Annotated in this window: 14 protein-coding genes and 1 other RNA gene; 5 read left to right on the plus strand and 10 right to left on the minus strand. The window is 62.6% G+C overall.

Going from position 1 to position 13,835, the window contains the following annotated elements; genetic code table 11:
* Positions 1 to 81: 81 nt before the first annotated feature.
* From A3A9_RS0119965 to A3A9_RS0119980, 5 genes are all read right to left on the minus strand, one after another.
* Positions 82 to 849, minus strand: a complete 768-nt coding sequence (locus A3A9_RS0119965; protein WP_027060351.1) for a TerC family protein — start codon at positions 847 to 849, stop codon at positions 82 to 84.
* A 68-nt stretch (positions 850 to 917) separates the two neighbouring features.
* Complete coding sequence (locus A3A9_RS0119970) at positions 918 to 1,742, minus strand: TIGR00282 family metallophosphoesterase (protein WP_027060352.1); 825 nt, start codon at positions 1,740 to 1,742, stop codon at positions 918 to 920.
* Between the two features lie 76 nt (positions 1,743 to 1,818).
* Positions 1,819 to 2,406, minus strand: a complete 588-nt coding sequence (locus A3A9_RS0119975) for a 5-formyltetrahydrofolate cyclo-ligase (protein ID WP_027060353.1) — start codon at positions 2,404 to 2,406, stop codon at positions 1,819 to 1,821.
* Between the two features lie 95 nt (positions 2,407 to 2,501).
* A non-coding RNA gene (gene ssrS, locus A3A9_RS42175) (6S RNA) lies at positions 2,502 to 2,657 on the minus strand.
* 25 nt (positions 2,658 to 2,682) lie between these two features.
* On the minus strand, positions 2,683 to 3,162 hold the full coding sequence (locus A3A9_RS0119980) for a DUF4345 domain-containing protein (protein ID WP_245279083.1): 480 nt from the start codon (positions 3,160 to 3,162) through the stop codon (positions 2,683 to 2,685).
* A 92-nt stretch (positions 3,163 to 3,254) separates the two neighbouring features.
* Between A3A9_RS0119980 and A3A9_RS0119985 the strand changes: the two genes are divergently transcribed.
* Positions 3,255 to 4,094, plus strand: a complete 840-nt coding sequence (locus A3A9_RS0119985) for an AAA family ATPase (RefSeq protein WP_027060355.1) — start codon at positions 3,255 to 3,257, stop codon at positions 4,092 to 4,094.
* Between the two features lie 40 nt (positions 4,095 to 4,134).
* On the opposite strand, the gene A3A9_RS0119990 is transcribed toward A3A9_RS0119985, so the two are convergent.
* On the minus strand, positions 4,135 to 5,679 hold the full coding sequence (locus tag A3A9_RS0119990) for an MFS transporter (protein ID WP_027060356.1): 1,545 nt from the start codon (positions 5,677 to 5,679) through the stop codon (positions 4,135 to 4,137).
* Positions 5,680 to 5,827: 148 nt separating this feature from the next.
* Between A3A9_RS0119990 and A3A9_RS0119995 the strand changes: the two genes are divergently transcribed.
* The 4 genes from A3A9_RS0119995 (at position 5,828) to msrB (ending at position 9,107) form a co-directional block, all read left to right on the plus strand.
* The gene (locus tag A3A9_RS0119995) at positions 5,828 to 6,691 is read left to right on the plus strand and encodes a LysR family transcriptional regulator (protein WP_027060357.1); all 864 of its coding nucleotides are present in this window, start codon (positions 5,828 to 5,830) and stop codon (positions 6,689 to 6,691) included.
* A gap of 53 nt (positions 6,692 to 6,744) precedes the next feature.
* The gene (locus A3A9_RS0120000; protein WP_027060358.1) at positions 6,745 to 7,191 is read left to right on the plus strand and encodes a GNAT family N-acetyltransferase; all 447 of its coding nucleotides are present in this window, start codon (positions 6,745 to 6,747) and stop codon (positions 7,189 to 7,191) included.
* 8 nt (positions 7,192 to 7,199) lie between these two features.
* On the plus strand, positions 7,200 to 8,390 hold the full coding sequence (locus A3A9_RS0120005) for a vWA domain-containing protein (protein WP_027060359.1): 1,191 nt from the start codon (positions 7,200 to 7,202) through the stop codon (positions 8,388 to 8,390).
* A gap of 312 nt (positions 8,391 to 8,702) precedes the next feature.
* Positions 8,703 to 9,107 carry a peptide-methionine (R)-S-oxide reductase MsrB gene (gene msrB / locus A3A9_RS0120010; protein ID WP_027060360.1) on the plus strand — a complete coding sequence of 135 codons (405 nt, stop codon included), beginning with the start codon at positions 8,703 to 8,705 and terminating at the stop codon, positions 9,105 to 9,107.
* Positions 9,108 to 9,171: 64 nt separating this feature from the next.
* Here the strand turns inward: msrB and A3A9_RS41820 are convergent, their stop codons facing one another.
* The 4 genes from A3A9_RS41820 to pyc form a co-directional block, all read right to left on the minus strand.
* Positions 9,172 to 9,471, minus strand: a complete 300-nt coding sequence (locus A3A9_RS41820; RefSeq protein ID WP_051371035.1) for a hypothetical protein — start codon at positions 9,469 to 9,471, stop codon at positions 9,172 to 9,174.
* A 7-nt stretch (positions 9,472 to 9,478) separates the two neighbouring features.
* Entirely contained in the window at positions 9,479 to 9,919 is a 441-nt protein-coding gene (locus tag A3A9_RS0120020) for a hypothetical protein (protein WP_027060362.1), read from the minus strand.
* A 32-nt stretch (positions 9,920 to 9,951) separates the two neighbouring features.
* Positions 9,952 to 10,212 (minus strand): DUF2312 domain-containing protein, encoded by a 261-nt coding sequence (locus A3A9_RS0120025; protein ID WP_027031664.1) that lies wholly within the window; start codon positions 10,210 to 10,212, stop codon positions 9,952 to 9,954.
* Between the two features lie 162 nt (positions 10,213 to 10,374).
* A complete protein-coding gene (gene pyc / locus A3A9_RS0120030; RefSeq protein ID WP_027060363.1) occupies positions 10,375 to 13,833 on the minus strand; it encodes a pyruvate carboxylase in 3,459 nt (1,152 codons plus the stop codon).
* Positions 13,834 to 13,835: the final 2 nt, after the last annotated feature.

Here is a 13,835-nt window from a genome sequence, read left to right on the forward strand (position 1 = left end):
GCTTATAGATAAATCGGCTCAATTCGTCCAGCGGCGCCGAGCTGGGGCGCGGTTGGTCATGATGATCCCGCTGCCGATCGCTCAGTGCCCGCCGCCGGACCCAGACTTCTTCCGCCGCCGCGCCAGCATGTTGAGCCCTTCGACCAGGGCCGAAAAACCCATCGCCGCGTAGATGTAGCCCTTGGGCACGTGGTAGCCCATGCCGTCTGCGATCAGCGTCATGCCGATCATCAGCAGGAAGCCCAGCGCCAGCATCACGATGCTCGGGTTCTTGGCGATGAAATCCGCCAGCGGTCCGGCCGCCAGCATCATCACGCTCACCGCCACGATCACGGCGATGTACATGATGGCGATTTCGTCGGTCATGCCGACGGCGGTGATGATCGAATCGATCGAGAAGACGAGGTCGAGCAGCAGGATCTGGAAGATCGCGCCGGCAAGGCTGATCTGCAGCGTTCCGCCTAGCATCGTATCCTGGTGGTCGTCGGGATCGACCGCGTGATGGATCTCCTTGGTCGCCTTCCAGACCAGGAACAGGCCGCCGGCGATCAGGATCAAATCGCGCCAGGAGAAGCCATGGCCGAAGGCGGTGAACACCGGCGTCGTCAGCTGGACGATGATCGAGATGGTGGCGAGCAGCACCAGCCGCATGATCAGCGCCGCCGAGATGCCAAGCCGGCGGGCACGGGCCCGTTGCGCTTCCGGCAGCTTGTTGGTCAGGATCGAGATGAAGATCAGATTGTCGATGCCGAGCACAATCTCCAGCACCACCAGCGTCAACAACGCGACCCAGGCCGTTGGGTCGGAAACGAAGTGAAAATGCGGCGCCAGGAATTCTATAACCTGCATGGAGGTCGTCCCCTACGATCTAGAGCAGTGTCGCCGGCAGTTAGGTACTACAAACCTCTATATCAATGTCAGGACCAGAAAGATGGAGCCGTTTCTTCAAGCCGAGGCCCGCGACGAAACGGCGCGATCTTCTCGGTCAGTCCGGTTCTATCGGAAATAGTGACGCCGACACCGCATAATGTTGCAGGTCCGGTCGCTGCCTCGAAACGGCCTTTCGGCACTTTCGACAGGAACCGGTTGAGCGGCTCCTCCTTGTCCATGCCGAGCGAGGAATCATAATCGCCGCACATACCTGCATCGGAAAGATAGCCGGTGCCGCCATTGAGGATCTGGTGGTCGGCGGTCGGCTGGTGGGTGTGGGTGCCAACGACGAGGCTGGCGCGGCCGTCGACGAAATGGGCGAAGCACATCTTTTCCGACGTCGCCTCGGCGTGGAAGTCGATGACCACCGCATCCGCCTGCTCGCCGAGCGGACAGGCGGCAAGCTCGCGCTCACCCGCCTGGAAGGGGTCGTCGAGTTCGGGATGCATGAACACCCGGCCCATGATGTTGGCGACCAGCACGCGCGCGCCGCCCCTGGAGATGTACACACCGGAGCCGCGCCCCGGCGTGCCCTTGGGAAAATTGGACGGGCGCAGGAACCGTTCCTCGCGCGGCGCGAAGGCCAGCGCATCGCGCTGGTCCCAGACGTGGTTGCCGGTGGTGACGACATCGGCGCCGGCGGCGATCGTCTCGCGAAAGATTTCTTCGGTGATGCCGAAGCCGCCGGCTGCGTTCTCGCCATTGACGATGACGAAGTCGAGTTTGAAGTCGGAGATCAGGCCAGGCAGTTGTTCCCACACTGCCGTGCGGCCCGTCTTTCCAACCATGTCACCGAGGAAGAGAAGTCTCATATGATCCCGCACCTGATGTCAGCGAAGCAAAAGCTGCATGACGTCTGCGAAAAGATCATGCGTCCCTTGTACTTATCTACAATTTTGCCTCGAAGCGGCGCAACCCGCTCTCCGTCAGTATTTCCGGAATGACCACGTCGTGGGGCTCGTCCGGAACCTGCGCAACCTCCTGGCAGTCGAAGGCGATGCCGATCAGCCGGGGGGCATGTCCCTTGTCGACAAGTTTGGCGATGGCGCGGTCGTAATAGCCGGCGCCATAGCCGATGCGGTGGCCGCGCGCATCGAAGGCAGCGACCGGCACCAGCATCACCGAGGGATCAAGCATCTCCGCCTCTTCATGGGGTCCGACCGTGCCAAAACCCATGTCCACCATCGGCGCGCCGCGCACCAGTTCGCGAAAGACGATGGTGGTCTTGTCGAGAATGGCGGGGAGGCAAAGCCTCGCCCCCTTTTCACGCAAGGCAAACATCAATGGCCTGACGTCGACTTCCGAACGCATCGGCCAGAAGCCGGACACGATTTCGCCGGCCTCGATAGCGAGATGATCGCGCGCCGTCTCGGCCATTTCGAGCGCTGCCTCCACCCGCCAGAATTCATCGAGCGCATCCCGGCGCCCAAGGGCCTCGAGCCGCAGCTGCTTTTTCAGGTCTTTTGAGGATGTCATGCGCGGACGATAGAAAAGGTCAGATCTGGATGGCGTTTTAGGAGCGACGTTTTCTACCGCATCATCCACCGGAATGCGTGGAGACAGGCAATAAGTGACGATCCACACAACCGGTGGAGAGAGCGATCCCGGGAACCTACAAAGTAGGTGGGCGCCGTATGAGAAAACCCACGGGTCTTCCCAGGGACAGCTCCCTAAGGATCGTTAAGGCCCCGGGGAAAATGTTCTCCTGCCGGGAAGCACAGACCGTCCTCCCCAATATAGGCCGCTCATCGGTCAAGCGCCAGTGAGACGGCCACTCCAGGCGGCTTTATTCGCAACGCGGCCCTGCCACCAGACCAGCGCCGGCACCGCAAGCAGTTCGACACAGAGTCCGGCGAGGTGACCCAGCGATGGCGCGCCGGACAAAAACAGCGAAACAAGCCGTGCCAAGCCGCCAGTAAACGTGCAGGCGGCAAGCAGCCGGAACCGCTCGGTCTTCGCCTCGATACGGGGAATGCAGCTGTACCAGGCAAGGCCGATGGCCAAGAAAAATCCGGACAGGAAGCGGAAATGGCTGTCGAGATCGACCGGCCAAGGCGCGGTTTCATGCAGGAACTTCGGCCCGGACAGAATGCCTTCCAAGCCCACCAGAACCGGCGTTGCCGCCAAGACCGCGACGACGATCTGCAGTGCTGTCTTGCCTGATATCTTTTCGTTCATGTCGCCGCCCTTCGGCCTGCCAAGCGGCCTTGCCCTAGCAACGGATATTTCCATCCCGGGTTTCAAGCCCATTCGTCGCAGCCGGCACGCCCTTGCACAGCTTGGCCCGCGTCCTTACGGTCGCGATGAATAATCGAGGAGCCAGAATGCGTTTCGAAGGCACGGCGGACTACGTCGCCGACAAGGATCTGATGGTGGCGGTCAATGCGTCGATCGCGCTGGAACGGCCTTTGCTGGTCAAGGGTGAGCCCGGCACCGGCAAGACCGAGCTTGCCCGCCAGGTGGCGGCGGCCCTTGGCCTCGACCTCATCGAATGGCACGTCAAATCGACGACCCGGGCGCAACAGGGCCTCTACGAGTATGATGCCGTGTCGCGGCTGCGCGACAGCCAACTCGGTGATGCCAGGTTCAACGACATCAAGAACTACATCAAGCGCGGCAAGCTGTGGGAGGCATTCGCGGCCGGCAGGAAGGTCGTGCTTCTTATCGACGAGATCGACAAGGCCGACATCGAATTCCCCAACGACCTCCTGCAGGAACTCGATCGGATGGAGTTCTTCGTCTACGAGACCGGCGAGACCATCCGCGCCGCGATCAGGCCAATCGTCATCATCACCTCCAACAACGAGAAGGAACTGCCCGACGCCTTCCTGCGCCGCTGCTTCTTCCACTACATCCGCTTTCCCGATGTCGAGACGCTGCACAAGATCGTCGACGTCCATTATCCCGGCATCAAGCAGAATCTGGTGCGGGCAGCACTCACCCAGTTCTACGAGATCCGCGACGTGCCGGGCCTGAAGAAGAAGCCATCGACCTCCGAAGCACTCGACTGGATCCGCCTGCTGGTCGCCGACGACATCGCGCCCGAGGATTTGCGCGCCGACCCCAAGAATGCACTGCCCAAACTGCACGGCGCCCTGCTAAAGAACGAACAGGATGTACATCTGTTCGAGCGGCTCGCCTTCATGGCGCGGCGGCAGGGGTGAAGATCGGGCGAAGCTCGCGATACGAGCGGGCTTCGGCCGCTCACTCGGCGGCGGCAAACCCTCGCTCCTGCGGCGCGACGGTCTTCGGCCCGAAGATGACGAAACCGATGACCGACAGGGCAAGGACGCCGATCCCGCAATAGAGCATGACCCAGCCGAAGCCATTGACCAGGGCGGCATGCACAATGGCGCCGGACGGGTCAAGGGTTGCGAGCTTCGGCGTCTCCCGTGCGAGGCCATCGAGATTTCCGGTGGCAATCCTTTCCGCCAGTGCGCGTACTTCGCCGGGGTTGAACGCTGGGCCGAAGGCGCCGCGCAGGTAAGAAACAATCCCCTGCGTCAGCAACAGGCCGAGCACCGCGATGTTGATGGCGAGCGTGATCAGGCGCGCGCTGATATCGATGCCGGAGGCCATGCCGGCGCGATCCGGCGACACCGCGCCGGTGGTGGTGTTGGTGGTCGGCGAATTGGTGAGCCCGATGCCGATGCCGGCGATCAGCGTGCCGGGCAGCATGGTCAGCCAGCTGGCGCCCTCGAGCCCGGACCCAACCCACATGGCGATGAAACCGATCCCCAGCGTGAGCAGGCCGAGGGGAATCGCGATCCGCGCCTGATAGCGCGCACGAATGCGTTCGGCGATCGGCGGCATCACCATGAAGGGCAGCGTGTAGACCAAGAGCAGCAGGCCAGTCGTGGTGCTGTCGTAGCCGAGCACGCCGGAATAATAGATCGGCAGGTAGATGATGAATGGCCAGTAGCTGAAATTCATGCCGACCGCGCCCATGATCGCGCCCGAAAACTGGCGGATGCGGAAGACGGAGAAATCGAACATCGGATAGGGGTTGACCCTCTCGGCGACCAGGAACGCGATGAAAGCCGCAACCGACGCAACAATCACGCCAATGCGGGCGCCGGCCCCGAGATCAGTGCCTTGCGTGATCAGATAGGAGAAGCCAAACACCGCCAACGAGAGCGTCAGGATGCCCGCCCGATCGAGCTTCTGGGCGTTTTGATCGCGCGATTCCGTGACCCCGGCGACGATGAAGGCAAGGGCCAGCATCGCCAGCGGTACATGGATGAGGAACACCCACTGCCAGCTCGAGAACGCGACGATCAATCCGCCAGTGGCTGGACCAAACCCAAGCCCGATGCCGGAGACGACGCTCCAGGCGACAAAGGCCTTGCCGCGGGCGCCGCCATCCTGGAACTGGTGGGACAGCACCGCCACGCTGCAGGTGAACATCGCGCCCCCCGCCAGCCCTTGCAGAAAACGCGCGACGATCAGAAGCGAAGCGCTTTGTGCAAGACCGCACAGCAGCGAGGCCACGCCGAAGGCAATGGTGGTGATCACCATCACGCGTTTGCGGCCGAAACGGTCGGCCAGTGTTCCCGTCGCCATCAGCACCGTGGTGCAGGCGATGGTGTAGGCGTTCATGATCCACTGCAAATCCTTGAAATCGGCGGCAAGCACGCTTTCCAGTTTCGGCAGGATCACCGGGACACTGGAGATTTCGAGGCCAAACAGCAGCGAGGCAAGGCAAGCCCCCACAAGCGCAACGGTGTTTCGTTCAATCTGAAATGGCATATCGGTCACTTTCCATCGAAACAGGGAGAGGCGGCGCACTTCAAACCGCGGTCAGGCTGACATAGATGAGACTTGACCATGAAAAAAGGCTATGGTTGGCTATATCAGAAATGACAAATTGGCATGCTGGCCAATGGAAAGCTTTTAAATGACCACCCTCGATGTCGATGCCGTCCGCACCTTCGTGATGGTGGCGGACCTGCACAGCTTCACCCGTGCCGCCGCAGCGCTCGGCAGCACCCAGGCCACGATCAGCGTCAAGCTGCGCCGGCTCGAGGAAAAGCTCGGAGCTCGGCTGATCGAGCGCACGCCGCGCCGCGTCAGCCTGTCGGCGAAGGGCGCTGTTTTCCTGCCCTCCGCACGCGATTTCCTGGCCGCGCATGAGCGCGCCATGGCCGAGTTCGCCGAAGCCCCTTGCCGGCTCGCGCTCGGCTTTGTCGACCATGTCGCCGGCCCCGAGCTTTCCGTCCTGATCGCGCAGCTCCATGCGCACGATCCATCGCTCACGCTCAGTTTGAGGATCGACACCTCAACCATTCTGAAAGAAGCGTTCGATCGCGGCGAACTCGATGCGATCATCGTTCACCGCGAAGGCGACAGCCGTCCGGGCAAAACCTTGTCGCGCAATCACTATGGCTGGTTCGCGACCCCTTCCTTCGAATGGCAGCGCGGGACGCCGCTGCGCCTGGCGCTTCTAAGCACCATATGCAGCTGCCCGGATCGTGTGCGGGCGGTCGAGACACTGGACAAGGCAGGCATCGCTTGGGAGGAGGCATTTGTGGGTGGCGGCGGCGCGGCCGTCAACATTGCGGTTTCGGCGGGCTTCGCCGTTTCGGCGCTGGCCTACCGCGTCGTTCCTCCCGGCCTGGTCGAGATTGGCCGCAAGCTTGGCCTGCCGCCGCTTGACCCGTCCGAAGTGGTCCTGCATTCGCACACACTGGTGCCGCGGGCGCGCGAGGTGCTGCATGTGCTGGCCACCGCATTTCGCGAGTACAATTCGGCTGCGGTTTAGGCGAAGCTGTGTCCGGCCTGATTCCGTCCGGATCAGACTTTGGAGGAACCGAAATGACCGAGATCACCGTCCGCCCCCTGGTGCAGGCCGACCACGCCGACTGGCGGCGTCTGTGGACCGACTACCTCACCTTCTACGATACCAAGCTTCCGGAAGAGGTCTACGCCGTCACCTGGAAGCGGCTGTTCACGGCGGGTGAGTTCGAGCCCAAGGGTTTTGTCGCCACGCTCGACGGCAAGGCGGTCGGCCTCACTCACTACCTCTATCACCGCTCCGGCTGGTCCGAGAAAAACAACTGCTATCTGCAGGATCTGTTCGCCGACCCGGATGTGCGCGGCAAGGGCATCGGTGCGGCCCTGATCAAGGCAGTGAAGGAAGAGGCGGAAAAAATCGGCGTCAAGAACGTCTACTGGATGACGCACGAGACCAACACCACCGCCCGCAAGCTGTACGACCATGTCGCACGCCGCACCGGCTTCATCGAGTATGATCTGCTGTAGATAGAAGAATGTTCATCCCCTTCTTCCTCGAACTTAAGGCAGCGCGTGTTCCCGTTTCACTAAGGGAATATCTGTCGCTGCTGGAGGGTCTGGAGGCCGGGCTGGTCGACTATGATGTCGAGGGTTTTTATTACCTTGCCCGTGCTGCATTGGTGAAGGACGAGCGCCATATCGACCGCTTCGACCAGGTGTTCGCGCATGTCTTCAAGGGCATCGAGGCGATGGGTGGTCCGGATGCGGTTGACGTCGCCAATATCCCCGAGGAATGGCTGCGCCGGCTCGCCGAAAAGCACCTGAGCGAGGAGGAGAAAAAACTGGTCGAGGCGCTGGGCGGTTTCGAAAAGCTGATGGAGACGCTGAAGCAGCGGCTCGAGGAGCAGAAGGGCCGCCACCAGGGCGGCTCGAAATGGATCGGCACCGGCGGCACCTCGCCTTTCGGCGCCTATGGCTACAATCCCGAAGGCGTGCGCATTGGCCAGCACGAAAGCCGCAACCGCCGCGCGGTGAAGGTCTGGGACAAGCGCGAGTTCAGGAATTTCGATGATGCCGTCGAGCTTGGCACCCGCAACATCAAAATCGCGCTGAAGCGGCTGCGCCGTTGGGTGCGCGAGGGCGCGGAGGAAGAATTCGACCTGCCCGGCACCATCCACGCCACCGCCGAGCACGGCTATCTCGACGTGCAGACGCGGCCCGAGCGGCGCAACGCCGTAAAACTGTTGATGTTCTTCGATGTCGGCGGCTCGATGGACGACCACATCAAGAGCGTCGAGGAACTGTTTTCGGCCGCGCGCGCCGAATTCCGCCAGCTCGAATATTTCTATTTCCACAACTGCCTCTACGAGGGCGTGTGGAAGGACAACCGACGCCGCCATGCCGAGGTGATCCCGACCTTCGACCTCCTCCACAAATACGGCCCGGACTACAAGGTGATCGTCGTCGGCGATGCTTCGATGAGCCCCTACGAGATCGCCCATCCCGGCGGCTCGGTCGAGCACTGGAATCCGGAGGCAGGCGCCGTCTGGCTCGGCCGCCTGTTGCAGCAATGGCCGAACGCGGTATGGCTCAATCCCGAGAACGAAAAGAACTGGGGCTACACCCATTCCATCGCGATGATCCGCGACATCTTCGGCGGCCGCATGTTCCCGCTGACCCTGGCCGGGCTCGAAAGCGCGACGAAACAGCTTTCGAGGAAGCATTGATCTACCGGCTGACGGCTGAGATTCAAGTCAGGCCGAGTCGAAAATGGTTGATACCGAGAACCGGCCTTCGCCGGCCGTAGCCTTCATAGAGCGGAGGCATTTCTGAGGGCTTCGGCCGGCGAAGGCCGGAGCGGAGCGTACTTGAAGTACGTGAGCTCAGTTCTACTGCGACGCCGTAGAATGGGGAAGCGCAGGGCGCTGCCATTTGCAGGCCTGCATCACCTGAATCTGGGCAAACCCGTAACAAATGCCTATGTTGGTGCGAATATCCGGTTGCAATCAACAACGAGCCGCCAAGGCTGAGGAGATCAAATGGACACCCACACCTACCCCGTAACCCGCACCGACGCCGAATGGCGCGCCCGGCTGACGCCGGAGCAGTATGCGGTCATGCGCAATCATGGCACCGAACGGCCGGGAAGCTGCGCCCTGCTCTACGAGAAGCGCGCCGGCACATTTTCCTGCGTCGGCTGCGACCAGCCGCTGTTCGAATCCAAGCTGAAGTTCGAGAGCGGCACCGGCTGGCCGAGCTTCAACGACCCGGTGCCCGGTTCGGTCGAGAACACCGTCGACCGCAGCTATGGCATGGTCCGCACCGAATGCCATTGCGCCCGCTGCGGCAGCCATCTCGGCCACGTCTTCGAGGACGGCCCGCCGCCGACCGGCCTGCGCTACTGCATCAACGGCGTGGCGCTGAAATTCGAGCCGGCGGCCTGACCGGCATTCTGCAAGCTTTCAGCAAAGGGCGGCTTCGGCCGCCCTTTTTCGTATGCGCGCTGCTTCAAACGACCACGGTGGCGATAAGCCAGAGCGCCGAGCCCAGCATCATCAGCGAAGCCCTGGCGCCGCCCGATTTCTCTGCCGTTCGCCAGACGGAAATGGTCAGGAAGATGGTATAGGGCACAGGCGCGAAATGCGCTGCCAAAACCAGCCAGAGCGGCATTTTCAGTCCAAGCAGGACAAGCGCCAGCGCTGACGAGGCCATGCTGATCATGGTGCCGACGAGCAGCATGTCGCGCCAGAATAACCGATCGAGCGGCACCTGGCCAAGCCAACGCGAGCGGAAGAAATCCGCGGACATCGACGCCCTACTCCTGTCCAAGCACTTCGGTGACGGCGCGCTCGACACGCGAGCATTCCGTCACCAACCAGTCGGTCATGGCAGGCCAATTGTCCTCGGCATAGCAGTTGACCCGCCACATCGAATTGATGCCGAGGCCCTCGCTGCTTTGTTCCGGCCTGAGCTTCAGCCGGTCCTCGATCGCCGGCTGGAACGGCTTCAACCGCGACCAGCTTTGCGTGGCGCCGAACTTTTCGTTGCGGCCGAAGAAGACGCCGACATGGTTCTGCGCCGGCGCGACATACATGGAAAGAACCAAAGCGAAGTCGGGCAGCCCGCGCTGCCAGAACCAGGGTCCGCGCCTTACCAGCCGGACTATTTCCTCAGGGTGCCGCTCAGCGAACAGCGTCCAGAAGCCGCGATGGCGGAATTCCGAGGCCCGGCGGCCACCGAAGTCGAATTCACTCATGACCGCCTCGGGAAGTCATGAGAGGCTTGGCATCACACCATGCCGAGCGCGGCCATGTACAGGTCGAGGATGGCGTCCTCTTCCTGGCGCTCGGCCTGGTCCTTCTTGCGGAGCCGGATGATGGTGCGGATCGCCTTGGTGTCGAAGCCGGTGCCCTTGGCCTCGGCGAACACTTCCTTGATGTCGTCGGCGATCGTCTTCTTTTCTTCTTCGAGCCGCTCGATGCGCTCGATGAGGGCACGCAGCTGGCCGGCGGCAACAGTCTGGCTGGTATCGGTGATATCGTCGGCCATGTTTTTCTCCAAAAATTGATTCCGTGCCGCGACTCGGGAAAACAGGCCGCAGCAAATTCAGCGGTTCGATGCCCGACCGGGGGCATCGGGTCAAGCCGTTATCGACGGTCGAACCAACGCTGCCGCCATGATGCAGACAGCCACCCCGTGGAAAGATGTCGACTAACCGAAGGCGATCAACAGATCCTTCGCGTCGATCTGATCGCCGGCCTTGACCAGCACTTCGGCGACGGTGCCGTCGCGCTCGGCATGCAACGCCGTTTCCATCTTCATCGCTTCGATGGAAAGCAGCACGTCACCCGCCTTCACCGCCTGGCCGGCAGCGACCGAAAGGGCCGAGATCACGCCCGGCATCGGCGCGCCGACATGCGCCTCATTGCCAGGCTCGGCCTTGCGGCGCGCCTTGGCGGCGGACGCGCCATGCGCCCGGTCGGGCACCTTGACACGCCGCGGCTGGCCGTTGAGCTCGAAGAACACGGTGACCATGCCCTTGTCGTCGACATCGCCGATGGCGAGGCAACGCACCACCAGTGTCTTGCCCTTCTCGATGTCGACGAAGATCTCATCTTCGGACTTCATGCCGTAGAAATAGGTCGGCGTCGGCAGAACGCTGACCGGGCCGTAAGTCTCTTGCGCGCCGGCGAAGTCGGTAAACACCTTCGGATACATCAGCCACGAGGCGAATTCGTACTCACTGAGCTTGCGCTCGAGCTTCTCCTCGATCTCTTTGCGGCTGGCCGCGAGATCGGCGGGCTTGAGCAGCGAGCCGGGCCGCGCCGTGATCGGCTTGTCGCCTTTCAGCGCCTTCTTCTGCAGCGATTCAGGCCACCCTCCCGGCGACTGGCCGAGATCGCCGCGCAGCATCGAGACGACCGAGTCCGGGAAGGCAATGTCCCTGGCCGGGTTCTCGACATCGGCGACGGTCAGGTCCTGGCTGACCATCATCAGCGCCATGTCGCCGACGACCTTGGATGACGGCGTCACCTTGACGATGTCGCCGAACATCAGATTGACGTCGTGATAGGTCTGCGCCACTTCGTGCCAGCGCGTCTCCAGCCCGAGCGAGCGCGCCTGCTCCTTGAGGTTGGTGAACTGGCCGCCAGGCATTTCGTGCAGATAGACTTCCGAGGCCGGCCCCTTCAGGTCGCTTTCGAAGGCGGCGTACTGGTTGCGCACCGCTTCCCAGTAGAACGAGATTTTCCGGATCCATTGCGGGTCGAGGCCGGGGTCACGTTCGGTGCCCTTCAGCGCCTCGACGATCGAGCCCAGGCAAGGCTGCGAGGTGTTGCCGGAGAAGGCATCCATCGCAGCGTCGATGGCGTCGACGCCGCTCTCCACCGCCGCCAGCACGGTCGCCGCCGACAGGCCTGACGTGTCGTGGGTGTGGAAATGGATCGGCAGGTCGGTCGCCTCGCGCAGCGCCTTGAACAGCACGCGCGCCGCAGCCGGCTTCAAGAGCCCGGCCATGTCCTTGACGGCGATGATGTGGGCGCCGGCGGCCTGCAATTCGCCGGCCAGGCCGACATAATATTTCAGGTCGTATTTGGCCCGCGCCGGATCGAGAATGTCGCCGGTGTAGCACATCGCCGCCTCACACAGCTTGCCCTCGGCGCCGACCGCGTCCATGGCGACGCGCATGTTCTCGACCCAGTTCAGGCAGTCGAAGACGCGGAACAGGTCGATGCCGCCGGCAGCCGCCTGCTTGACGAAATGCTGCACGACATTGTCGGGATAGTTGGTGTAGCCGACGCCATTGGCGCCGCGCAGCAGCATCTGCAGCAACAGATTGGGGGCTGCTTCACGCACCAGCGACAACCGCTCCCAAGGGTCCTCGGTGAGGAAGCGCATGGCGACGTCAAAAGTGGCGCCGCCCCAGCATTCCAATGACAACAGCTGCGGCAAGGCCCGCGCATAGGTGCCGGCAATGCCGGCAATGTCATGCGTGCGCACGCGCGTCGCCAGCAGCGACTGATGGCCGTCGCGCATCGTCGTGTCGGTGACCAGCACCTGTTTCTGCTCGCGCATCCAGGCGGCGAACTTCTCCGGGCCGAGCACGTCCAGCTTCTGCTTGCTGCCGCCCGGCACATTGCCGTTGAGGTAGGGCACGACAGGTGCGGCCGCATCGGCCTTTGGTGTCGGCCGGCCGCGCGTCTCGGGATGGCCGTTGACCGAGACGTCGGCCAGGTAGTTGATGAGCTTGGTAGCCCGGTCCTGGCGCTTGACCTGCTGGAACAGCTCCGGCGTCGTGTCGATGAACCTGGTCGTGTAGGAATTGTCGGCAAAGCTCGGGTGGTTGATGATCGCTTCGAGGAAGGTCAGGTTGGTGGCGACGCCACGGATGCGGAACTCGCGCAGCGCGCGATTCATACGCGCGATCGTCTCGGCCGGCGTCGGTGCCCATGCCGTCACTTTCTCCAGCAGCGGATCGTAGAAGCGGGTGATGACCGCGCCGGAATAGGCGGTGCCGCCGTCGAGGCGAATACCGAAGCCGGTAGCGCCGCGATAGGCGGTGATGCGGCCATAATCCGGAATGAAGTTGTGCTCGGGATCCTCGGTGGTGATACGGCACTGCAAGGCATGGCCGTTCAGCCTGATGTCGCTTTGCGCGGGCACGCCCGATTCCGGCGTGCCGATGGCAAAGCCGTCGAGGATGTGGATCTGCGCCTTGACGATGTCGATGCCGGTCACCTGCTCGGTGACGGTGTGCTCGACCTGGATGCGCGGATTGACCTCGATGAAATAGAATTTGCCGCTGTCGGCATCCTGCAGGAACTCGACCGTGCCGGCACCGATATAGCTGGTTTCACGGGCGAGCTTCAGCGCGTAGCCGCAAAGCTCCTCGCGCTGCGACATCTGCAGGTATGGCGCCGGCGCCCGCTCGACGACCTTCTGGTTACGGCGCTGGATCGAGCAGTCTCGCTCGAACAGATGCACGGCACTGCCATGCGTGTCGCCAAGCACCTGCACCTCGACATGGCGGGCACGCTCGATCAGCTTTTCGAGATAGACCTCGTCCTTGCCGAAGGCGGCTTTCGCCTCGCGCTTGCCTTCCATCACTTCGCGGGCAAGGTCGGTCTCTGCGCGGATGGCGCGCATGCCGCGCCCACCACCGCCCCACGACGCCTTCAGCATCACCGGATAGCCGATCTCCTTGGCCAGCTTCTTGACCGCCTCCATGTCGTCAGGCAACGGATCGGTGGCGGGAATGACAGGCACGCCAACCTCGATGGCGAGGTTGCGCGCGGCGACCTTGTTGCCGAGCCGGCGCATCGTGTCCGGCTTCGGGCCGATGAAGGTGATGCCCGCTTGCGCACAGGCTTCGGCGAATTCGGGGCTTTCGGACAAAAGCCCGTAGCCGGGGTGGATGGCATCGGCACCTGAAAGCCTGGCGACGCGGATCACTTCCTCGATCGACAGATAACTCTCGATCGGCCCCATATCCTTGGTCAAATGCGGGCCGCGGCCGACCTGGTAGCTTTCGTCGGCCTTGAAGCGGTGCAGCGAATATTTGTCTTCCTCGGCCCAGATCGCCACGGTTTTGAGGCCCAGCTCGTTGGCCGCGCGAAAGACGCGGATGGCGATTTCGGACCGGTTGGCGACGAGGATCTTCGTGATGGCCAAGG

This window comes from Mesorhizobium loti CJ3sym, assembly GCF_000472785.1.
Lineage (GTDB): Bacteria > Pseudomonadota > Alphaproteobacteria > Rhizobiales > Rhizobiaceae > Mesorhizobium > Mesorhizobium loti_E.